The sequence below is a fragment of the Ruminococcus flavefaciens ND2009 genome (assembly GCF_000621785.1).
In the GTDB taxonomy this organism is placed as follows: Bacteria; Bacillota; Clostridia; order Oscillospirales; family Ruminococcaceae; genus Ruminococcus; species Ruminococcus flavefaciens_C.
This window is the reverse complement of the sequence record NZ_KK211348.1, coordinates 38,730-59,196: the sequence shown is the minus strand read 5'-3', so window position 1 is coordinate 59,196 and position 20,467 is coordinate 38,730. Positions and strand designations below refer to the sequence as shown.

General features: G+C 49.0%; 22 protein-coding genes. 5 read left to right on the top strand and 17 right to left on the bottom strand.

Features of this window, described 5'->3' with window-relative positions; translation table 11 throughout:
* Positions 1 to 42 precede the first annotated feature (42 nt).
* Together T488_RS0113145 and T488_RS0113140 are read left to right on the top strand one after the other, a co-directional pair.
* Positions 43 to 675, top strand: a complete 633-nt coding sequence (locus T488_RS0113145; RefSeq protein WP_242838351.1) for a GNAT family N-acetyltransferase — start codon at positions 43 to 45, stop codon at positions 673 to 675.
* 13 nt (positions 676 to 688) lie between these two features.
* On the top strand, positions 689 to 1,237 hold the full coding sequence (locus T488_RS0113140) for a GNAT family N-acetyltransferase (protein WP_028521195.1): 549 nt from the start codon (positions 689 to 691) through the stop codon (positions 1,235 to 1,237).
* Positions 1,238 to 1,299: 62 nt separating this feature from the next.
* Here the strand turns inward: T488_RS0113140 and T488_RS0113135 are convergent, their stop codons facing one another.
* Genes T488_RS0113135 through T488_RS0113125 form a run of 3 tightly spaced genes read right to left on the bottom strand, consistent with a single transcriptional unit; the run spans position 1,300 to position 2,671 of the window.
* A complete protein-coding gene (locus T488_RS0113135) occupies positions 1,300 to 1,773 on the bottom strand; it encodes an AAA family ATPase (RefSeq protein ID WP_028521194.1) in 474 nt (157 codons plus the stop codon).
* A complete protein-coding gene (locus tag T488_RS0113130) occupies positions 1,766 to 2,239 on the bottom strand; it encodes a hypothetical protein (protein WP_028521193.1) in 474 nt (157 codons plus the stop codon). The genes T488_RS0113135 and T488_RS0113130 overlap by 8 nt, the downstream gene beginning before the upstream one ends.
* A 9-nt stretch (positions 2,240 to 2,248) precedes the next feature.
* On the bottom strand, positions 2,249 to 2,671 hold the full coding sequence (locus T488_RS0113125; protein ID WP_028521192.1) for a GNAT family N-acetyltransferase: 423 nt from the start codon (positions 2,669 to 2,671) through the stop codon (positions 2,249 to 2,251).
* 178 nt (positions 2,672 to 2,849) lie between these two features.
* Between T488_RS0113125 and T488_RS0113120 the strand changes: the two genes are divergently transcribed.
* Together T488_RS0113120 and T488_RS18985 are read left to right on the top strand one after the other, a co-directional pair.
* Positions 2,850 to 3,098 carry a hypothetical protein gene (locus tag T488_RS0113120; protein ID WP_028521191.1) on the top strand — a complete coding sequence of 83 codons (249 nt, stop codon included), beginning with the start codon at positions 2,850 to 2,852 and terminating at the stop codon, positions 3,096 to 3,098.
* 201 nt (positions 3,099 to 3,299) lie between these two features.
* Complete coding sequence (locus tag T488_RS18985; protein ID WP_051536480.1) at positions 3,300 to 4,259, top strand: M15 family metallopeptidase; 960 nt, start codon at positions 3,300 to 3,302, stop codon at positions 4,257 to 4,259.
* A 61-nt stretch (positions 4,260 to 4,320) separates the two neighbouring features.
* On the opposite strand, the gene T488_RS0113110 is transcribed toward T488_RS18985, so the two are convergent.
* The 6 genes from T488_RS0113110 to T488_RS0113085 form a co-directional block, all read right to left on the bottom strand.
* Positions 4,321 to 4,521 carry a hypothetical protein gene (locus T488_RS0113110; RefSeq protein WP_028521190.1) on the bottom strand — a complete coding sequence of 67 codons (201 nt, stop codon included), beginning with the start codon at positions 4,519 to 4,521 and terminating at the stop codon, positions 4,321 to 4,323.
* A gap of 4 nt (positions 4,522 to 4,525) precedes the next feature.
* A complete protein-coding gene (locus tag T488_RS0113105) occupies positions 4,526 to 5,404 on the bottom strand; it encodes a DUF4097 family beta strand repeat-containing protein (protein ID WP_028521189.1) in 879 nt (292 codons plus the stop codon).
* Entirely contained in the window at positions 5,397 to 6,056 is a 660-nt protein-coding gene (locus T488_RS0113100) for a DUF1700 domain-containing protein (RefSeq protein ID WP_028521188.1), read from the bottom strand. The genes T488_RS0113105 and T488_RS0113100 overlap by 8 nt, the downstream gene beginning before the upstream one ends.
* Positions 6,043 to 6,375 (bottom strand): PadR family transcriptional regulator, encoded by a 333-nt coding sequence (locus T488_RS0113095; RefSeq protein WP_028521187.1) that lies wholly within the window; start codon positions 6,373 to 6,375, stop codon positions 6,043 to 6,045. Before T488_RS0113095 ends, T488_RS0113100 begins: the two co-directional genes overlap by 14 nt.
* Before the next feature lie 272 nt (positions 6,376 to 6,647).
* On the bottom strand, positions 6,648 to 8,768 hold the full coding sequence (locus tag T488_RS0113090; RefSeq protein WP_028521186.1) for a hypothetical protein: 2,121 nt from the start codon (positions 8,766 to 8,768) through the stop codon (positions 6,648 to 6,650).
* Between the two features lie 3 nt (positions 8,769 to 8,771).
* On the bottom strand, positions 8,772 to 9,230 hold the full coding sequence (locus tag T488_RS0113085; RefSeq protein ID WP_028521185.1) for an RNA polymerase sigma factor: 459 nt from the start codon (positions 9,228 to 9,230) through the stop codon (positions 8,772 to 8,774).
* 247 nt (positions 9,231 to 9,477) lie between these two features.
* Here T488_RS0113085 and T488_RS18035 point away from each other — a divergent pair, with 247 nt between their 5' ends.
* Complete coding sequence (locus T488_RS18035; RefSeq protein WP_051536479.1) at positions 9,478 to 10,299, top strand: class I SAM-dependent methyltransferase; 822 nt, start codon at positions 9,478 to 9,480, stop codon at positions 10,297 to 10,299.
* A 41-nt stretch (positions 10,300 to 10,340) separates the two neighbouring features.
* Here the strand turns inward: T488_RS18035 and T488_RS0113075 are convergent, their stop codons facing one another.
* From T488_RS0113075 to T488_RS0113040, 8 genes are all read right to left on the bottom strand, one after another.
* Entirely contained in the window at positions 10,341 to 12,392 is a 2,052-nt protein-coding gene (locus T488_RS0113075) for a hypothetical protein (protein WP_028521184.1), read from the bottom strand.
* A gap of 13 nt (positions 12,393 to 12,405) precedes the next feature.
* Complete coding sequence (locus T488_RS0113070; protein ID WP_242838350.1) at positions 12,406 to 13,017, bottom strand: RNA polymerase sigma factor; 612 nt, start codon at positions 13,015 to 13,017, stop codon at positions 12,406 to 12,408.
* Between the two features lie 202 nt (positions 13,018 to 13,219).
* On the bottom strand, positions 13,220 to 15,154 hold the full coding sequence (locus T488_RS18980; protein ID WP_051536478.1) for a serpin family protein: 1,935 nt from the start codon (positions 15,152 to 15,154) through the stop codon (positions 13,220 to 13,222).
* A gap of 166 nt (positions 15,155 to 15,320) precedes the next feature.
* Positions 15,321 to 16,106, bottom strand: a complete 786-nt coding sequence (locus T488_RS0113060) for an APH(3') family aminoglycoside O-phosphotransferase (protein ID WP_028521182.1) — start codon at positions 16,104 to 16,106, stop codon at positions 15,321 to 15,323.
* A gap of 158 nt (positions 16,107 to 16,264) precedes the next feature.
* A complete protein-coding gene (locus tag T488_RS0113055) occupies positions 16,265 to 17,587 on the bottom strand; it encodes a sensor histidine kinase (RefSeq protein ID WP_028521181.1) in 1,323 nt (440 codons plus the stop codon).
* Positions 17,584 to 18,264 (bottom strand): response regulator transcription factor, encoded by a 681-nt coding sequence (locus T488_RS0113050; protein WP_028521180.1) that lies wholly within the window; start codon positions 18,262 to 18,264, stop codon positions 17,584 to 17,586. Before T488_RS0113050 ends, T488_RS0113055 begins: the two co-directional genes overlap by 4 nt.
* A 27-nt stretch (positions 18,265 to 18,291) precedes the next feature.
* Entirely contained in the window at positions 18,292 to 19,680 is a 1,389-nt protein-coding gene (locus tag T488_RS0113045) for a C45 family autoproteolytic acyltransferase/hydolase (protein ID WP_155267223.1), read from the bottom strand.
* Positions 19,681 to 19,695: 15 nt separating this feature from the next.
* Complete coding sequence (locus T488_RS0113040) at positions 19,696 to 20,454, bottom strand: ABC transporter ATP-binding protein (protein WP_028521178.1); 759 nt, start codon at positions 20,452 to 20,454, stop codon at positions 19,696 to 19,698.
* Between the last annotated feature and the right edge of the window lie 13 nt (positions 20,455 to 20,467).

The window sequence follows — 20,467 nt, the reverse complement described above, 5'->3', positions numbered from 1 at the left end:
CAGGGGCAGATATTATCCGCCTGCACCTGACATTATAAATGCATGGTATGGCGTTCCCTGCTAACAACCATAGTTGCTTTGTTCACATTTACATGGTATAATATTATCAACGAAACCAAAGGAGAGATGACCATGCACCACTGCGGCACCCGTACCATTGATACTCCCCGTCTGCTGCTTCGCAGATTTGAAGCAGGCGACCTCAGGAATATGCTGGAAAACTGGGCTTCCGACCCTGCCGTACAAATAGAATACGGCGAGCCGGTGTACTCCACCGTTCAGGAGGCGGAGGGACTTCTCAACAAGTACATCAGCGGCTACAGCTCAGACAGCTTCTACCGCTGGGCAGTCATCGAAAAGGAAAGCGGACGCAACATCGGTCAGATAGCCTTCTGCCGCGTATATGAGGAGCTCCGCACCGCCGAGATAGAATACTGCATCGGCACCGTCTTTCAGGGCAGGGGCTATGCAGGAGAGGCTCTATCCGCAGTCATCGGTCACATCTTCACAAACACGGATTTTCAGCGGCTTGAAGCCTATCACCGCGCCGAGAATACCAGATCGGGACGGGTGCTTGAAAAGTCCGCAATGTATATAACAGATAACGTTGAACGCTTCCGACAGCAGGGCATTCTCCCCGAGGGAGAGGTGTGCTACTGCATAGAGAGAAGCTGAAAGGAGGAACGCCATGAAACTCAGCTTCACCAAGCTCAAACCAAGCTCCCCCGATTTCCGCAAAATTAAGCAACTCTACATGAGAGCCTTCCCCGACGACGAGAGAGCCCCATTCCTCATGCTGGTTCTCAAAGCCAAGAAAAAGGGAGTGGACTTCTGGAGCATAAGCTGCGACGGACAGTGGGCAGGTATGCTCTATATCGTCAACTACCGCGACCTTTCCTATGTGTTCTACCTTGCTGTCTCAGAGGAACTGAGAGGCAGAGGCATCGGCAGCGCCATACTCAGGTCCGCACAGGAGATATACAAGGACCGCAGGCTGTTCCTCGCCATTGAGGAGCTTGACGAGAACGCCGAGAACTACAGCCAGCGCGTCAGCCGCAGGGACTTCTATCTCCGCAGCGGCTTTGAGGAGCTGAGAAGAAAGCTACGCGAGGGCAGTGTCATATACGATATACTCGGCGTAGGCGGCGATGTAAAGGCATCGGAGTACAAAGCCCTCATGAACAGCTACGCAGGCAGTATCCTGTCAAAGCTTTTCACCATGGAATTCGTGGACTGACCGTTCATTCAATGTAAATCAAACGCCCCTGAGTGTTACCGCGACCGCTCAGGGGCGTATCTTTATACATAAAGGTCTATCTCGCTGCTATCGGGGACTTCAAATACATTTGCGAACTTTTTTGCCAGCCCCTCGTCGATGAAGTAGGCGTCGCTCCTGCCTGCGGCTACCTCAGCATTGCGCTTGTCCACACGGCGCTGCCACTCCTCATCATCAACAGTGATGAGGTGTATCTCGTTTGCAATGCCCCGTGAACGATAGAACTCCCTTGCGAAGTCCCTGCCCTGACGGGTCCAGAAGCCCCAGTCGAGGATAACGTCGGTGCCTGCGGAGACTATCTCCGCCGACTTTTTATACAAATACTGCTCGGTGCGGCGGACGTATTCATCGTGGCGGTCTCCCGTATCGCTGCCGAGAATGTCCAGCATGAGCTCGTCTATGGAGAGAATGACCGCTCCCAGTTGGTCTTTCAGTTTCTGCGCATAGGTGCTCTTTCCTGAGCATATCCTGCCGCAGGTCATTATGACTTTAGCCATTTTCCGTTCCCTTTCCGTACATATCCTGATTTTTCATAGTCTCCTCAAGCTTTTTATCAAGCTCCTCGGAAAGCGTTATCTTTTCGACCTCAATTTCGAAAGTTTTGAGCGTAAAGGCAAGATGAGAGTCTCCTTTCAGCTGTTTTTTCTCCTCATCGCTGCAAACAACTATGTACTTCGTGTATGTCATGTCATGAACCTTATCAAGGAGCAGCATTTTCAGTATGTCCCCTGCTACCTTGTGCCGCTGTGCAGGCTTCAGCCTGCCCTTGTGGGTGTGTATCTCGCCGACAATTCTTTTCTCTTCGGAGTAGAAATCGGGCTTTATGTAAACCGTCTTTTCTTCATTCAAATAAATAGTAGGATTATGTTCAAATTTTACGCCTAATTCTTCAGAAATCTTATTAAAGAGATACTCCTCTATCTCCTGCTGCGTTGAGGAATCTCCGTTCATAAACTTAGCCATAACATTACCTCACTTCCGTATCATCTTGGTAAATCCCGGACCGCTGTGCTCATGAGGATGGGCGATATAGCCGCACTTGCGGTAAAACTCCTCCTTATCCCTGGCACTGATAAGCTGGAAACGACACTCCCAGCCCTCCTCCAGCTCTCCGCGGATATAGTCCTCGATATGGCACATGAGCTCCCTGCCCACGCCCTTTCCCTGATATTCGGGAGCGACTATGAGGTCCTTGAGGAAGAACGCCATTCCCCCGTCACCGATAAGTCTCGCCATTGCTATGACCTTATCCCCCTCCGTAACGGAAAATGTAACGTAGCTGTTTTTCAGTGACTTCTCCACCAGTCCGCGGTCGGGCTCGCCCCAGCCTGCTGAGCTGAAAAGCTTTATATAATCATCTGCGCTGAGTTTGTCGTGAATTATTCGGTATCCCATGTCACTCATCTCCTTTTTCTAAAGTATACCACATAAAACTCGCCTTTTCAATACGGACTGAGCTTTTTGTACAAATAATTCACCCACTGTTTTTGTGCAAAAATGGCTTTGAAAATATCCGTAAAAAAATGCTATAATTATATCACAGCATTGCTGAATAATAACGGAGATGATACACATGAAAAGAATACAGTCAGCCTGCATCATGCAGACACTCAGGTTTCAGCAGAAGGACGGCACAGGTCTTCCCAGGGAAGCTCTGCTCCGTATGAACAGGGACGAGGTCACACGCTACAAGACTCAGCTTGAGAAAAGCCGCACCCGCCACAGGATAGACTCCGAGGCGGAACAGCCTGACGGCGCCATAATACTCCGCGTCCGCAAGGAGTATAACGCAAGCGCTCCCGTGGGAGACTATTTTGACTGATATCACCGAAAAAGCCGCTTTTTGCGGCTTTTTTTATTAACAAAATATCTGTTGCAATAATCGACAAAAAGTGATATAATACTAACATAAAGGATATTGTTCGTTAAAATAAAAAAATATATGACATCATGTGACACCGTCACCTCTGAGTACGATTACTTAATTGAAGGCAACACCTCTAAGAAAAAAAGGAGAATAAAAATGAAAAGGAATATCATCATCGCAGCTGCACTTGCAGCAGTATTATCCTGTACAGCCTGCGGAAAGGACATAGTGGGCAAGAGCGACGAGTCCCCCCTGACTCCTGCTACAACAGCTGCTTCGACAGGATCACCCGAGACTACCACAACCGCAAAGGCAACAACTGCCGTTACCACTACTGCCGACGGCGAGTCTGAGGAGACTACCACCACGGAGACTGCCGCAAATACCGATACACCCGCTGCTTCAGCAGACCAGGGCTCCGCAGCAGGCGGCAGCGGACAGAGCAATTCCGGAAGCTCAGGCAATAACGCAAGCTCAGGCAATGCAGGCGGCTCAGGAAATTCAGGAAGCACCGCACAGGAGGCAGCACCTGCAAACCGCGACTATGCTCCCTCCCCCGAGGACTACAACTACGGACCTGCTCCCGCACAGTACAGCAATGACGGTCTCACCTATATACAGGGCGTACTCATCGCCAACAAGAGCTACAGTCTCCCTGCTGACTTCAATCCCGGACTTGACCCCACCTGTCAGAGCCAGTTCAACAAGCTCCAGAGCGATGCAGCGGCACAGGGTCTGAACATCTGGCTCTCATCGGGCTTCCGCTCATATGACTACCAGAACCAGATATACAACAACTACGTTGCCCGCGACGGACAGGCTGCGGCTGATACATACTCCGCACGTCCCGGTTACTCCGAGCACCAGTCGGGTCTGGCTATCGACGTAAACCAGATAGACGACTCATTCATCGGAACTCCCGAGGCTATCTGGCTTGAGAACCACTGCCACGAATACGGCTTTATCCTCCGCTATCCTCAGGGCAAGCAGGACATCACAGGCTACAAGTACGAGTCATGGCACATCCGCTATGTGGGCACGGATATGTCCTATCCTATCCATGACAGCGGACTCACTCTTGAGGAATACTTCGGTATCGACTCATACTATCATTGATGATATAAAAACTGTAATAACAGAAACTCCCCGAACCGTGAAAGACGATTCGGGGAGCTTTTTATTTATCCTTTTGTTCCTTGGTCTCCTCAGCATATTCCAGTGCCGAGATAACGGCGCACAGCTTTTTTGTGGAGCCGCTGTCAAATTCTATGGTAACGACAGTATCGTCACCTAAGGGAAGGGTGTCCGTGACGGTGCCTGTCCCGAAAAGACGATGACGGAGCCTGTCGCCCTTTCTGATGAGCCTGTGGTCCAGCATGGCTTTACTGTCCTGAGTTATAGATAACGTTTTCTGAGCCTACACCGCTTTCGATAGTGAGGCTGTACTTTCCGCTTCCCTTGTAGAAATCAGAAGCAGGATTTGTCAGACGGAAGGTAATGTCGCCCACGCCGCCGTCAGCATCAACGTTGCCGTTCATGGTTCCTGTATAGTCGAAGTCTCCTACGCCCTGATCCAGATCCATACCGCCTGCAACAGCGTCCCTGATGGTAATATCGCCTGCACCGCCGTCGATGTCCATAATACCCGAGCAGTCTATTCCTGTTATATTCAGGTCGCCTGCACCGCAGTCTATTTCTGCCTTGCTGCATTCGATGCCGCTGAAGTTCACATCACCTGCACCGCAGTCAACGTCAAGGAAAGAGCACTTTACAGAGTTTATCTTAGCATCTCCTGCGCCCATATCAAGTATAAAGCGGTCATATTCATTATCGGGGAGCATGACCTTTACGACCGGTTTATAATCCATGGGGTGGAAAACAAGTCCAAAGGGGATAGTGCGATCCTTCTTTGAATCGTAACCCATAGTGAACCTGCTTCCCGATACCTTTGCCTCAAAATGCTCGGAAACATCAGTAGCGTCCACATGGATACTATCATCGCTGCTCTTTTCGATGATGAGGTCGCCCCAGTCCAGATCCAGCTCAAGCTCTGTCACATTTGCGCCGTCGAAGACCTCATTGTAGTCCTTTACTTTATAATACTTGTCCTTGTCGCTGTTTATGTAAAGGATATATCCTGTGATGAGAAGGATAAGTCCGAGGGCTATAGCGATAACAGCTGCCCAGAGAGCACCGCTGCCTTTTTTCTTGTTAACGGGAGCAGTCTGCTGCTCCTGTACATTGATGTTGTTTTCAGACATTTTCTTTTCCTCCTTTTTTGAAAAGACCAACTACCCAGCCGCAAAAGCCCTTTATACCTCTGCCGATAGCAGGGATAGCTGCGCTGAATGCAGGCTTGCAGACCAGTATTGCGATACCTGTGAGTATGAGTCCTGCGCCCAGGAACATCATTCCTACTGCGGGGAACTCTGTGAGTGCTACCACGCCGCCGAAAAGAAGTCCGATAGCTGCTGCGAAGAATGCGATGACCAGTGAGATGAGAACCACGATGAGTGCGAATAAAAGTGAAACGACTACACAGACAACAGGCAGCCAGATGGGGAATGTGATAATGCCAAGTATTATGCCGAGAGCGATAGCGCCGCCCGAAGCCTTTTTCTTAGGCGGAACATATCCGCCCATCGCGGGTCCCTGCTGCTGTCCCTGAGGACCGCCCATTCTCTGGGGAGGCATCACGGGAGCTCCGCCGACGTGGATACCACTCTCACGGAGTATGTTCACAGCCACGTCCTCGGGAGAGCCCATGGAAGCAGCAGTCTCCTCTTCCTTGCCGAAGCCTGCATCGAGGAATACCTCCTCGTAATACGAAAGCGCATCATTGATATCATCTGAAGGCAGACCGCCTCTTTCGAGGTTATTTCTCAGCCTTGTAAGGAATTCAAGTTTGTTCATTGTATTCAGCTCCCTCATTCAATAAAATACTGTCGATTTTTTTCTTATGGCTGCGCCACTCTTCTCTGTACTCCTCAAGGGAATCGTTACCCTTGGTGGTAATGCGGTAATACCTTCGGTTCCTGCCCATAAATTCCTTGTCATAGGTCTCGAGCATTTCGCCCTTCTGCAATCGTCTCAGCACGGGGTAGAGGGTGGATTCGGAAATATCCACAGCCTTCCGCAGATACTGAGTGATCTCATATCCGTAGGTGTCATTATTCTGAACGATGGAAAGCACCATGGCGTCCAGCAGACCTGCGTTTATAGAAAATCCCATAGTGTAGCTCCTTTCTGAAACCATATAGTATTTTGCGAACTGTAATATCTGGTTTCTGATAATATTATACGCCGTATAATATTACTTGTCAATACAATATTGCAAGTTTTATAAAATATCGTGACTTTTCACATCAGCTCACCATATTTGCAGCAGCTTCATTGTCAGTATTTCACAAAGCGCTCCCCTCTTTTCCGATCGAAGGGCATGAAAAAAGCTCCCCGAGAGCTGTCGGGAAGCCTTTTCCGTTATCTATTTAAAATCATGTTTCCTCAATTGTTATGTAAGAGACGGTTCTGTATCTCAAGTGCATCGTCTGCGGTAACGCCGTGACCCGGCTCGCTGATGTCGGCATTGAATCTGCCTCTTTGCGAGAGCTGATACTTGTCGGGGTTAGCCATGGACTGCATAATGAAGATAGCGTCTGCAAGGTCTGTACCGCCGTCGCAGTTTGCATCGCCGCTGCGGTCTATCTCCAGAGTGCTGAGCAGAGAAAGATTGCTCTGATAGCTGAACTCACTTGTGGTCACTGTTTCTTCCTCAGGATGATATGCGTCGATATACATGATATATATCTCGGCTATCATTATGTCGTAGATGTCTCCGCTGACGCCATTCTGATTGAAGTCACAGTCCGTGATGAACTTCTCAAATATGTCCTTGGGCATGGAGGTAGTCTCAATAGTCTCATTTCTGAAGAATGCCGTCATGTACTCGTCGGCAGCCTGATAATCCTCGGTATCTGCAACTCCGTCACCGTTGATGTCGGGAATGGACTGTTTTCCGTCAAGAACGTTCTGATAGTACGCTGTGAACTGCTCATTAAAAACGTCCTGATAGAAATCGAAGCGCCCATCATCCTCACGCGGAATAATTACGTTTCTGTTTAAAGCCTGGATACCGAGCACATCTCCCAATGTATACTGGGAGGTATCTGTTGACAAGATAGTGTCATAGTACTTGTTATCAAAATAGCATTCCTGTACAGGATAGTGCATCAGGAAATATTCGATCATTTCAAGACATCTTGCCTCTTTACCTGAAGTAGAAAAGTTTTTTGGATTTTTCTCTGGCATAGCATCATCGCAGAGCTTTTTTATGTTATTTTTCACTTTTTCAGGAAGATCAACACGCTTTGTATAGCTGTAATGCAGACGTATACCATCGTCAACTCGCTCTTCCCAGAGCGGATCTAAATTCTTATAGTATACTGCGATATAAGCTATGTCTTTTATATCGACCACACCATCCTCGTTTACATCTAAGTCAAGCGTTCCATTCTCGATCAATCCTGCTGTAATATATGATCTTGCCAGTCCGTAAGTTTCTAAACACTGATCGAACTTGTCTACATACATCAGCTCACAGGATATATTAGTGACATTAAAATATTTGGTGGAATCATAACGTTCCGGAACATATGTAGGATCATAAGTATTCCAGTCAATATCTGCCGCTGTGGGTTTGTTGTTTATAATATAGTAGGCTATGATGACCCAGGCATCCCACTGATCGAGGTCACCGTCACCGTCATAATCGCAGTTCTCTCTGATAAAAGTACCGAGTTCATAAGAAAGCTCTACATTACTGTCATATTCACCATCGGTAACACATCTGTAAACCCAATACGGATCCATTCTGTCAAAAACGCCGTTTCCGTCAACATCATAGATAAGCTGTCCGTTATCGAACTTTTTGAATATACCAACATTGGAATCACCATAAGGTGGCGTTGTATAATACTCTGAAGCATCAAAATCAGGGTTTAACATATAGTCATTGCCCAAAGCGCCTGCATTCACAGGAAGTGCGGAAACTGAAATACTCAGTGCCGATAAAAATGCAGCTAATTTTTTCATTTCAAAACTCCTTTCGATTTCTTTATTAACTGTTGTAGTAGTTGTGTTTTTTCCCGGGACCGCGGCAGTAGTCCTGCCTGTACCCGAATGACGAACTGCGGAAGTCAGCGTGTGCGCTCCCAGTGCAGGAGAAGCGCTTGTTATTACTGCGCCCTGAGCGTTTGTGGCAGCAGTAAATGTAGTCACAGCCGTTTCATTATCATGTGCAGTAACGGTGGTGACGGGTTTTGCGGCGCTTCCGTCAGCAGTTGTGGTCACGGCAGATACGGTATTTTCAGCGGTGGTCACTATAACAGAGCCGCCGCGGAAGTCCTTGCCGCCCGGGTCGGGTCTTGTTCTGAGGTTGGTCCACAGTCCTATGGCGATCGCAGCCGCCGCAGCTAAGGCAGTAACTCTGAACACCACGGGTACGGGGATTTTCCGCTTTTTGTCCTGAGCAGAAGCGACCTCAGCCTGCATAAGAAATTCATACTTGTGCTTTGCATCAGGGAAATTGAAGGAATCCCTGATCTCTTGTTTCATTTTTTTATTCAAGCCTCAGCCCTCCTCTCTGTCAAGGCCTTTTTTGAGGTGCTGGAGGATACTTCTGATACGCCTGCTCATTCTGAACCTTGACATACCGAAAAGGTCTCCCAGAACACCTATGGGAACATCGTTTATGTATCGCAGGATCACGATCTCCTTGTCTTCCTCGGGAAGCTTTTTTATCACACTTCCCAGGGCGACATTGGTGAGGATAAAGTCCTCATAATCCTTATCGTCAGCGAGGTTTTCATCAAGCTCCTCAGTCTGTCTGCGGTGGAAAGCGTCCCTGCATAGGTTGGCTGCGATGGTGTAGAGGTATCGCAGTTCCTTGCCCATATCGCGATAATGCGGACTTTCGAGGAACCGAAGGAAGGTCTCCTGTGTCAGGTCTTCTGCAATATCTCGATCATGGATCTTGTAATAGCAATAGCGGAATATTTTGTCGTATTGGTCATTGATATCAACTGACACATTCAAACCTCCCTTCACTAATGATTAACTGAAAAGTCAGTGCCGATGTGCAGAAAAAATTGTAAACATTCTGTGAACAAATCACTGCCCTACAGCTATACCATAAAATTATACCATATTTTCACCTTTATTTCCAAGCGGAAATACATATCCGCCTTGTAAACTCAGTGCAATATTCCTTGCATAAAGGAAAAAACATGATATAATCATAATGTTATCGTGTACTAACGCAAAAGGAGAATAAACTATGGCTGATAAAATACATATCGAAGCAAACACTGTCATGGAGACTCTGGTCATGCCTCTTTACGGCAGAGCGACCTGCTCAAAGAAGTTCCCCGATGCCTTTACCGACAAGGTCGCCGAGGAGATCATAGGCAAGATAGACTACGATTTCAGCAAGCTCCATTATGCTGACATAACCACCCTTTCATGGGCGCTGAGGAAGTATGTTTTCTGCCGCCTTGCAAGGAAGTATCTGAAAAAGCACCCAAATGCTACTATCATCAATCTTGGCTGCGGTGCGGACGACAGCTTCCCCGAGGTCGACAACGGCAAATGCAGGTGGATAAACCTTGACCTGCCTGATATTATCGCTGCCCGCGAGAAGCTTTTCACTCTCCGCGACAGGGAGAAGAACGTGGCTATGAGTGCCTTTGACCAAAGGTGGTTCGATGAGGCAGAGACCTCTCCTGAGGACGGCCTTTTCGCAATATGCGGCGGTGTGCTCTACTATTTCGACGAGAAAAAGAACCGGGAGCTGCTGACAGCTATGGCAGAGCGCTTCCCTAAGGGAGGCATATGCTTTGACGCCGTGAACAGTATGGGCATGAAGAGGTCCAACAGCGTGGTAAAAAAGAGCGGCAACACCGATTCCATGCTGGTATTCCCCATTGAGGACGCCGAAAAGGAGCTTCTCCCCTGGTCTGACAGATTTGAGAGCGTGGTAAATCACAGGCTGCCCGAGGTATTTCACAAGTCAAAGAGCATATCACTGATGACCAAGTTCATACTGAAAATGGGCGTAAAAATGAGAACAATGCAGTTCGTGGAAATATCGTTCAGGTAAAAAAACCGCAGAGGGCTTTCCTCTGCGGTTTTTCTGTTTTATTAATATGGAATGGTGAGCTTGCCCACCTTCCACGAGCCGTCGGGCTGTATCACAACGGAAAATTCTCTCTGTTCTGTCCACGGAGCACTCGTATCTATACCATTATCACCGTAATAGTTGATAACAGTGAAGAATATCTCGTCATCGGTCTTTCTCTTTATCTCTGTAAGCTCTGTATCGCGGTAAGAGATATTGGTTCCCTTGTTAGCGCTGGTAGTATACACCTTTCCGTCGCGCTCCAGATAGGGGAAGTCACCGTCCAGATCATTGGCGTGATAGCGTTCGCTGAACTCACTGAGGAACATTTCCACGATCTCGTCTTTGCTGCTGAATCCGGGCAGTACATAATAGATCATGTTGCCGATCCATTCATTCGGAGCATTGCCCCAGTCCATCTCCATCCCGGGAGGTACTCCGCCCTCTGTATATTCTTTGTATCTTACGATGGCATCCTTATACAGAGCACGGGCTCTTTCAAGGATCTCTGCGTCATCGCTGCTGTCCACGTTGTCAGTGGTCTCGTTGTCAGCAGCTTTCTCAGTGGGCTTCTCCGCAGGCACGGCTTCTTCACCCCATACCCTGTTGGAAATGGATCGCAGTGTCCCGATAAGATCAGGTGATACGCTGTATTTCTTTGAGCTGCTTATTTCATATACAACATTGTTATCATAGAATTCAAACATATAGTCATATATGTTTATGCGAGCAGTAACCGTTAAACGGCTGACGGGCTTTCCGCATTCTGCGTCATCGGGGAGAGACTCCCACGGATGTGCCTTGATAGCTTTCACAATGGACTTCATATCCTCTTCGTTCACATCGGTCAGCTTTAAAGGATCGTCGTTACGGCTAATCAAAGCAGATATTGCGGGATCGTATCTGAGTGCCATGTCTGGTGTCATACTGCTTGTAGCGTTTGTGATCTCATTTCTGAATCCGGTCTCGATCATATTTATGTTGAAATCGTCAAGCTTATACAGGCAGGACTTCTTCTCGCTTTTTTCAACATTCTCATATCTTACATTGACATATCCTGATGGATAAAGAGTGTAATAATATGTGACCAGAGCATCATTATCGGTGCAGCGGAAGTGGATCGTGTTATCATCGGCGATCAGATCGGGCTCGCTGTCAGCCTCTTTCCAATCAGCTTCACCGAAATACCATACCAGCCCGGGTATGCGCTCGCAGGACACAGCCGCTTCCGGATCCCACTCCTTACCGTAGCAGTAATAACAGTTCTTTGCAGATACGCTGAGATGTTCCTGTGTTATCGGGAAGAATACATCAACTGCGCTTGGATCCTCGGGTACCTCCTCGTCCCATACGGAATTTATCGGATCATACAGGTACATTGTGGAATAAATGAGCTTGTCGCCTGCTTCGGGATCGTACTTTATAGCCTCGCGGACAGCGTTTATGGTATCAAGGTCTATCTCATACCTTGGATCATTTGGGGTATCACTGTCGGAGTATGTGATAGTGTTGTCGCCGTACAGGGTGAGCAGGAATTTTCTGTCGCCGTCCTTAAGGTAAATGTGCTCAGTTTCTCCGTCAGGGAGAGGAGTATCATCTGAGATCTTGTTCCAGTCGCCCTCATTGAGAGCGGTGAGGAGAGCTGTCCTTTTCTCCTCCCGGGGCTCAAATACCGCAGGAGCTATGCCTGCATTGCTTAGCCTTACCATGCAATTGCTAAGATCTCCGAAGGGAGACATGGCAAAGGCTGACGGCTCTGAGCTCTCAACAATATGCGGAGTGCGGTGTCTTTTCAGAAGTATGCTGCCTCCTGTTATTGCACCTGCTGCGATGGCAATGGCAGCAGCCGCTGCCGCAAACTTGAGCCATACGGGTCTCTTATAGACGTCAACGCCCGAGACCTCCACTTCATTTTTATATTCGCTTTCCTTGGTTCTTTCTTTGTATATCTTTCTGCTCATTGCAAACATTCTCTCCTTCTCTTCATCGGAAGCAGGACAGTCCGCCGCAATTATCTTTATTGTATCTTCGTCGGCGTTTTCGAGAGCGTCAAGGTTCAATTCCTTATCGTTCATAACTGTACCTCCTTTAAAGTGAAATGTTCATAGCGGTGAGCGTTTCCCTGAGCTTTTTAAGCGCGCGGCTGCATCGGACGCGGACAGCTTCGGGAGTCATTGACACAAGCTTTGATATTTCTGCGGAACTGCGCATGAAAAAGAATTTTTGCAGGATTATTGTAGAATCGGGTTCGCCAAGCTGCTCCACACATTTTATCAGCGAGCTCCTCAGCTCTTTTTTCTCAACGGTATCTTCTGTATCTTCGGGAGCCTCTATCTCAGCGGCTTCCTCATCGTCGATGGACACCATTCCCTGCCTTTTCTTTGTGAGCCTGTTGTATATATCGGCAGCCTTGCGCCTTGCAACAGTCCCCACAAAGCCCGTAGGATCCCCATTGAATGCCTTACGTTCATCAAACTGCATATATACGTCCGCAAAGACGTCCCCCACACATTCCTCTATATCCTCGCGGCTTGCGCAGCTGCGCAGGCGGCTGAAAACGATAGTGTAAACGTAATTGAAATATTCATCGAACAGGGAGCGCTGAGCGTTCTCCTCGGACAGAGCCGCAGCCTTACGGAATTCCTTCTGTGTCATGATCTCACCTTCTTTCAAAGCGTCCGACGCGTCATCGGCTTTCATAGTATCTATTCTGTACTTATACCGGAACCGTAACAGTCCCCGAATTATTTTTTTATTTTAATTATATTATACAGCTTTTCACCCTGCAATGCAAGTAAAAAAAGCAATCAGTTGTTAGTGCATAGCGCTTAGTAGGGGCTGCGTTATCTCATTATGTAAAAAATGCCGCCGGTATATGTTGTACCGACGGCATTGTGTTTACTCAGTTTGCTTTAAGGTCTGTTGCTGCACCGATGAATACGGGAACATCGTTCTTGTCAAGTATCATATAGATGAAGGGTCTGTCAAGGTCGATGTGTACTTCTTTCTTCGGCTGAGGCTGTGCGGCAGAAGCTGCTATCATCATAACAGCAGTAACTGCGGCTGCCTTTGTGCCCTTTTCTCCCATCTCTATCCTGGTCTTGTGAAGGACATCGCCGATATAGAGCTTTGCTGCGTCATCTACAGAGAGATCGTTGATCTTCGAGAAGTCAGCATTTAAACGGTCAAAGGCATCTCCCATACCCAGTTCGCTGAGTACGTCCTTGAGCTTTGACTCATAGTTGTACTTGAACTTGGGGATCTTAACGTAAAGCTCAACGCTGTCGGGATCCTCGTACTCCTTGAGGCTCTCCAGAAGCTTGTCGGTGTCAAGGTTTTCAACGTAGCTCACTATGTCATTATCCTTGGGAAGGATACCTACGAAGCTGTAATCCCTGTTCTTGTAGTACTTTCTGAATGCGTCAGCGTCGCCCAGGTCATAGTAGTACTTCTCACGGCTACTCATGAGCTTGATGTCATTCTTATCGCCATTGAAGTTTGTGAACTTTGCATCGGCGACCTGCTGCTCCTCATATATACTTTCCCACTCAGCCTCGAAATAGAGAGTGTTGATAAGCGTCATCATTGGCTTTACATCATTCTTTTCGTCAAGGTCGCCGTGGTTCAGGAGCTTGGGTATCATGCTTTTTGTGTTTTTGTTTACCCAGCTGTTTATATCGTCAACAGTGGTGTTATCAAAGGGTGTCTTGTATATCTCTGAGTCATAGAACTTCTTGTTGGTCTCAAGGAAGCTGTCCCGGACCTTGAGTGTGGGATCGTCTCTGAACCAGATAGAGTTTGCTAAATAGAGCTTCTCCTTTTCCGTATCGGGAAGATTGTTCTTGTAGTAAGCCATGTACTCGTTGAGCTGGTCAAGAGTGAGACCGCTTCCCAGAAGCTGCTCCATCTGATCGCGGGTATTGCCGTCAGCGCCGTTTGCTGTCATGGCAAGGGCAGTCGAGATGGAAACGGGAGAGATAAGGAGATTCTCCTTGTCAGGCTTTGTGGGATTGAAGGACTTCTTCAGTATATTCACGCCAAGGTTCATCTCAGCCTTTGCGAAATCCTCGTCGATAGCCTGACCCTCGGAAGCAAGTATATCCACTGTATTGTCAAGACGCACGCTTCCGATAGCAGCAGCGCCGTTGAACTCTGTGGTCTTGCCGATAGTGAAGTCAATGACCTGCTGGAGGTCTTCCTCGTCTATCTCCAGATTTTTGTTGATATCGGCGTTGGTGAACTGAGCCTCCGAAAGGGGTTCAGCCAGCTTGTCTGTGAGAGCCTTTCTGTATGTGATGACATCGAAGCTGTCGATAACGCCGTCATCGTTTATATCGCCATAATAGTGGATATTTGCGGACTTGATCCCTGTTATCTCATAGATGCTGTAATAATCCGTTCTGTAGCCATTGTTCTCAGAGTTTCCGGACATTAATTCGGGATAATACTCAAATGAGGTGAACTTAAGAGTGACTACCGAGTTGTCTTCCACCTGATCCATCAGCGCGATATTATTCTCGCGTACAGCATGGGGATCTCCCCACTGAGGATCCCAGTAATCCCAGTGATCGTAGTAACCGTATTCAAACTCTTTCCTGAACGCATAATCATAAACGTACCAGTTAGACTCAGGCGGCTTTACAAGAGCTTCGATCTTATAATCATCTTTGTCCCAGATCAGCAGGTCCTTTACCTCGTATTCGAACAAATGCGGTGTGTCCTCGGCAGCCGCACTGCCTTGCGGTGTGCTGAATGGTGCGGTGCCTACAGCGCTGAGAGCCAGTGCAAAGCTCATTACGCCAGCGGTCACCTTGGTGAGTTTCTTCATGTTTTCCATAGTGATTACTCCTTTCGTAGTAAAATAGTTTGATGGACAGTTATCCATATTAACAGTATAGCGCTGTTTCTGTGCAGTGTCAACAAAGCATCTTCATTTCATGCACAAAATGGGCAAAAAGTGTCGATAGTGCATTGACCTTGGTCATAATGACGAATATTATTCCTCAGAAAAGCTCATCAAGAAGGCGGAAATACTCCATTTTCTTCCTGTCGGGAGCTATGCCGAGGCGCTCAAAGAGCATATCCTCTCTGTAGCCGCTGTATACCTTTCCGCCGTATTCTCCGCGGAAATTGCTCCTGAGACTGCGGCAGAGTATTGCGATGTCGTTCCACTTGTCGCCGACTCCGCAGCGTCCCAGATCAATGAAGCAGCTGAGCCTGCCGTCCTTCACAAAAATATTGGGCAGACACAGGTCTCCGTGGGAGAGGACGGCCTCCTCCTCCGGGATATTGTCCCTGAGCCAGTCAAGAAGCTGGCGTGGATCTCTGAATCCGTTGCTGCCGAAGGTTTCGGGATCGCACTCAGTCACGTCCACAAGTCCGTGATCCACGCGGTACTCCGCAAGCTCAAGCCTTCTCTGTGCACTGTTTGAGCAGGGGCAGTCTGAGACGTCAACGCTCCACAGAAGCCTGAGAGACTCAGCCATAATATCCGTCAGCAGGTCGGGGCGCAGCATATACTCCTCGCTGCATGACATCTGTCCCTCAGCCCTTGACATGAGAAGATAGTCTGTGCCGTTTTCGCTTTCGGAAGCAAGGACCTTCGGCACGGGAAGCTTCCCCTGAAGCCATTTCATCATTGTGTGCACCTGCTCCGATTCGGGGCTGTGCTTTTCCACTTTCAACACCATATCATCAAAGGTGAACACCCTTGAATCGGACATTCCCACTGTATTTTCATCAAAGCTGCGGTCTTTCACAAGCTCTGCTATTTTATGCGGTAAATACATATATGCGCCTCCTTTTTAACCATAATTATAGCATAGAATATCAAAAACAGCAAGGTGAATTCCGGCGCTTATAAATACCTTATATAATATTAGACGTAAAAAAATCAAAAAAATCTCACCTAAACAGAAAAAAATTTCAAAAAAAACGGGACGCCAGCTCAGCGTCCCTGTATTGTGCTGTCTTCGATATAGATGAAGAACTCCATCTCGTTAGTTTCCTCAAGCCTTCTCGCCAGAACATTTCCGCCCAGAGCCCGCACAGTCTCATGTACGGAATAGAGTCCGATACCGCTGCCCTCTGCATTTGCGGCGTTTGAACCGCGCCAGTAGCTTCTGAAAACATAGGGTATCTCGTTTTCGGGGAGCAGACCTCCCCTGTCCCTTACGGATATGCCGAAGCCTTCGTCATAGCGCATTATCTCCACCTTTATGCCGCTGCCGTCACCGTACTTCACCGCATTCTCAAGTATCTGGCTGACTGCGCGGTAAAGAGCGTATTTGTCGCTTTCCATTACCGTGTCCGTATTGCACTCCACCGTGAAGGGGATACGCTTTATAGCCATTCTGTCCGCATACTCGCTGCGTATGAGCTCTGCCAGCTCCGTTACGGGGAAACGGCTTATCTCGGTATCAAAGCCGTCAAGGGAAGCGTCCGATGATGCCAGGAGCTCCGCCGCAAGCTTCTCCACCTTGGCTGCGTTGCGCTCCATCTTGTCCACAATATCCTCTGTCATGCCGCCGTCGGAATATAGTCCCTCGCGTACAGCCTCGGTGTACAGCTTTATGTTGGCAATAGGAGTCTTTACGCCGTGAGCTATGGTGGAAACCAGCTTCTGGCGCTCACCCTCAAGCATATGTATCTTCCTGCTCTCGGAAGCCAGTACATCGGAGAGCATATTCATTCCCCAGACGTACTTTCCGAAGAACCTGCTCCTGCTCTCGGGCAGCTTCTGTATATCCCTGAGCCTTGCCAGCCTCTCGGGATAGTCGGAAAGCTTTCGGAAGGGTATGAGTATGGCTGCGCAGATGTATATGAACACTCCTGCGGTAATGAGGAACACCACCGCGAAGAATACATTTCCCACTATCATTATCCGCCTTGCCGCAACGCTGCTGTAGACGTACTCTGTTATGCCCGTGAGCCTGCCTTCGCTGTCATAGACACGGCACACAGCGCAGTTCTTGTCGGCAGTGGTGATGAAGCTCTCTCCCTCGCCCTCAACAGGCACGAACACTATCTCCTCGGGCATATTCTTGCCGAAACGTGCCTTCCATTCATCGGTATGCTCTGCGATAACTTCCTCGGGAGAGGAACCTGTCTCCGCTGTCAGACCTATGAGCTCCGTGTTTATCCTGTTTACGGCTATATTTCGTGAGGTCACCCTGCTTTTTGAAGCCCTTATACAAGCAATATCGAAGCACATCACAGCTGCCGCGAAAACTGCTGTAAACAGCAGAAAAAATGAAATCGCTCTCTTCATTTCTGCTCACCGAACCTGTAGCCGACCTTCCAGACTGTCTTTATTATCTCGGGAGAATTGGGGTCTCGCTCTATCTTCTCCCTGAGCCAGCGGATATGCACCGAGACCGTGCTTGGCTCGGTAAAGCAGTCGCAGCCCCATACTGCGTTGAAAAGCTCCTCCTTGCCCACAGCCTCGCCGCTGTGCTCCATAAGATAGCTGAGCAGGTCGAACTCCTTGGCGTTGAGTTTCAGCTCCCTGCCGTCCTTCACCGCCATACGGGAGGAGGGATCAAGCTCTATGCCGCAGCCGCTGAGCCTGCCCGAGGGCTCCCCGCCGCCGCTGCGCTTCATAAGAGCCCTGACCTTGGCGGTCAGCACTTTTATGGAAAATGGCTTATCTATGAAGTCATCGGCGCCTGTCTCATAGCCCAGGAGCTTGCTGCCCTCGTCGGTCATGGCGCTCATCATGAGTATGGGAACATCTCCCTTTTTTCTTATCTCCGTGCAGGTCTCATAGCCGTTCATTTTCGGGAGCATAACGTCCAGCAGCACTATGCCGAAGCTCTCCCTCTCAAGCAGCTCAAGGGCTTCCTCGGCGGTGGGACAAAGCCTTGCCGAGAAGCCCTCTTTTATCATAAAATCCCTTATAATCTGCCCCATTTCGGGGTCGTCCTCTATTATCAGTATATCGGTCATAGGTATCTCCTGTGGTGCGAAACCGCTTTATTTCCAGCTTCCCAGGTCGATGAATTCGGGACTAGGCTCCACTCCGTCCTCTCCTGTGAGTATAGCCTGGAGCCTGCCCGTTGAATAGTCTGCGATGACCATATGGACCATGCCTTCGCCCCTCATACGGACAAGGTAATTGTCAGTCTTCTCACAGGTCATAAGCTCCTTGAAGCGGTCAATGGTAAGTCCGCGCTGTCCCCCGAAAAGCTCATTGTATCTGTTCCACCTTACGATATTTCCCTCATCATTGGTGAGCATATCCGAATTGCCCTTTGCCGCAAATGAATTCACCGCACAGAGATAGTGGGGATCGTCCCACTCCACTCCATCTGTCAGCTCGGTGGAGCTGTCGCGGATGACCGTTGCGCCGTCCTCCTCTGTGACGCAGAGCTCTGCCACATAGGCTTCCTTGCTGTCCGTAGCCAGAACGTTCACGCAGTAGGGGTACTGAGAGGCGTTTTCCGCCAGGTACTCCGCCGCTTCCTTAGCTGTGGTGCAGTTCTCCAGAGCGTATCGCATACCGTAGGTGTAGCTCTTTCTGTCTTCACAGGTATATTCTACCATTTTTTTACTGCCTACGTCAAGCTCTCCCAGCATAAGTCCGTCATCGTTGACTGCGGTGAGTATAGTCATAAAGCCCAGAGGCGTCACGGAAACGAAGCTCTTGTCACCGTTTTTCATATGGACTACCGCATGGCAGCTGCATATCTGATTATCGCTGCCCAGCATCCATTCCAGCACACGGCAGGTTATACGCTCTCCTGTTGCGGTGACCTCGCCGTCGGCTGACAGTGCGCTGCAGGCAGTTCCTCTCAGTGCATCCGGCACGAACTGCATGAGCATCGCCTCGTCACGGCTGAGTATACCGTCCTCCTTAAAGCCATCGGAGTCCCCTTTTATGCCGTCGGCAAAGCCGTCCAGCTCGTCCCTGTAGTCCTTGTCAAGCTTGCTGTAAAACGCCTTCATTCTGTTCTCTATGGGAGTATAGTCCCCCTCAAGGTCGCTGAACGCCTCCTTGATGTTCTGATAGATGTAGGGCTCGCAGAACTCACCGTAATCGGGGAAGGCTTTCTGTATGGTTCTGCCGTAGGCTGCTCCAACATCGTGATAGCTGCCTGCGGTGTAATCCAGAGTAACATCGAAATAGCTCTCCATGATGTCGATCCTGCACAGACCGTCCTCTGAGGACACAGTGTTCAGCACCTTTTCCTTTGTGGGAGCAATTCCCGTGTAGTTGTTCTCCATGTATATGGTATCCACGGGCTGAAGGGTGCTGTCCCCCTGCTCGGGCACTGTAAAGCCCACATAGCCGTTCTTTCGTCCGCAGCCTGCTGCTCCTGCTGCCAGGAGAAGTGCGGCAGCTGCCGATACTATCCTTTTCATATCCATATCCGCTCCTTACCAGCCGCGCTCCATGAGCCAGCTGCTCAGCCTGCGCTCCCTTGCGGAGAGCTCACCGTCGTCTGCAAGTCTGCCAAGCTCTATCTCGCCCTGTATATCGCCGTCCATGAGATAGATGACCTTGTCGCTCATGGCAGCCACCCTGACGCTGTGAGTTACCATCATTATGCCTGTACCGTTTCTGTTTGCCTTTATGAGCTCCTTCATAACGTCTGCGGCAGCCTTTGAGTTCAGGGCGCCCGTGGGCTCGTCGGCAAAAATCACCTTGGGTTTGTTTATAAGCGCCCTGCACAGGCAGGCACGCTGGAGCTGTCCTCCCGAGACCTCGTTGATGTTGTGCTCAGCGACGTCGATGATGTCAAGGCTGCGCATGAGCTCCTCGGCGCGCTTGTTGGCTTCCTTGCGTGAAACTCCTGCCTGATAGGCTGGAAGCACGATGTTATCGAAGATGCAGAGCTTCTTCATCATGTACATCTGCTGGAAAATAAAGCCCATCTCGGTAAGTCTCAGCTTTGAAAGCTCCTTTTTGCCGAGGGAGCTGATGTCCTTTCCTGCGAACTCCACCTTGCCCGAGGTCATTCTGTCCATGCCGCTGACGGTGTAGAGAAGTGTGGATTTGCCGCTTCCGCTGGGTCCCATGACGGATACGAACTCGCCGTCCTCCAGCTGAAAGCTTATGTTTCTCAGCACGTTGTTGCTGAGCTTTTTGATAATATATGTCTTGCAAAGCTCCTTTACGGATAAAACTGTACTCATTTTATGCTCTCCC

Bases quoted from the DNA above. Each gene is read 5' to 3' on its own strand.
- T488_RS0113145 (WP_242838351.1), top strand. From the start codon at position 43: ATGGTATGGCGTTCCCTGCTAACAACCATAGTTGCTTTGTTCACATTT.
- T488_RS0113140 (WP_028521195.1), top strand. From the start codon at position 689: ATGAAACTCAGCTTCACCAAGCTCAAACCAAGCTCCCCCGATTTCCGC.
- T488_RS0113135 (WP_028521194.1), bottom strand. From the start codon at position 1,773: ATGGCTAAAGTCATAATGACCTGCGGCAGGATATGCTCAGGAAAGAGC.
- T488_RS0113130 (WP_028521193.1), bottom strand. From the start codon at position 2,239: ATGGCTAAGTTTATGAACGGAGATTCCTCAACGCAGCAGGAGATAGAG.
- T488_RS0113125 (WP_028521192.1), bottom strand. From the start codon at position 2,671: ATGGGATACCGAATAATTCACGACAAACTCAGCGCAGATGATTATATA.
- T488_RS0113120 (WP_028521191.1), top strand. From the start codon at position 2,850: ATGAAAAGAATACAGTCAGCCTGCATCATGCAGACACTCAGGTTTCAG.
- T488_RS18985 (WP_051536480.1), top strand. From the start codon at position 3,300: ATGAAAAGGAATATCATCATCGCAGCTGCACTTGCAGCAGTATTATCC.
- T488_RS0113110 (WP_028521190.1), bottom strand. From the start codon at position 4,521: ATGCTGGACCACAGGCTCATCAGAAAGGGCGACAGGCTCCGTCATCGT.
- T488_RS0113105 (WP_028521189.1), bottom strand. From the start codon at position 5,404: ATGTCTGAAAACAACATCAATGTACAGGAGCAGCAGACTGCTCCCGTT.
- T488_RS0113100 (WP_028521188.1), bottom strand. From the start codon at position 6,056: ATGAACAAACTTGAATTCCTTACAAGGCTGAGAAATAACCTCGAAAGA.
- T488_RS0113095 (WP_028521187.1), bottom strand. From the start codon at position 6,375: ATGGGATTTTCTATAAACGCAGGTCTGCTGGACGCCATGGTGCTTTCC.
- T488_RS18035 (WP_051536479.1), top strand. From the start codon at position 9,478: ATGGCTGATAAAATACATATCGAAGCAAACACTGTCATGGAGACTCTG.
- T488_RS0113075 (WP_028521184.1), bottom strand. From the start codon at position 12,392: ATGAACGATAAGGAATTGAACCTTGACGCTCTCGAAAACGCCGACGAA.
- T488_RS0113070 (WP_242838350.1), bottom strand. From the start codon at position 13,017: ATGAAAGCCGATGACGCGTCGGACGCTTTGAAAGAAGGTGAGATCATG.
- T488_RS18980 (WP_051536478.1), bottom strand. From the start codon at position 15,154: ATGGAAAACATGAAGAAACTCACCAAGGTGACCGCTGGCGTAATGAGC.
- T488_RS0113060 (WP_028521182.1), bottom strand. From the start codon at position 16,106: ATGTATTTACCGCATAAAATAGCAGAGCTTGTGAAAGACCGCAGCTTT.
- T488_RS0113055 (WP_028521181.1), bottom strand. From the start codon at position 17,587: ATGAAGAGAGCGATTTCATTTTTTCTGCTGTTTACAGCAGTTTTCGCG.
- T488_RS0113050 (WP_028521180.1), bottom strand. From the start codon at position 18,264: ATGACCGATATACTGATAATAGAGGACGACCCCGAAATGGGGCAGATT.
- T488_RS0113045 (WP_155267223.1), bottom strand. From the start codon at position 19,680: ATGAAAAGGATAGTATCGGCAGCTGCCGCACTTCTCCTGGCAGCAGGA.
- T488_RS0113040 (WP_028521178.1), bottom strand. From the start codon at position 20,454: ATGAGTACAGTTTTATCCGTAAAGGAGCTTTGCAAGACATATATTATC.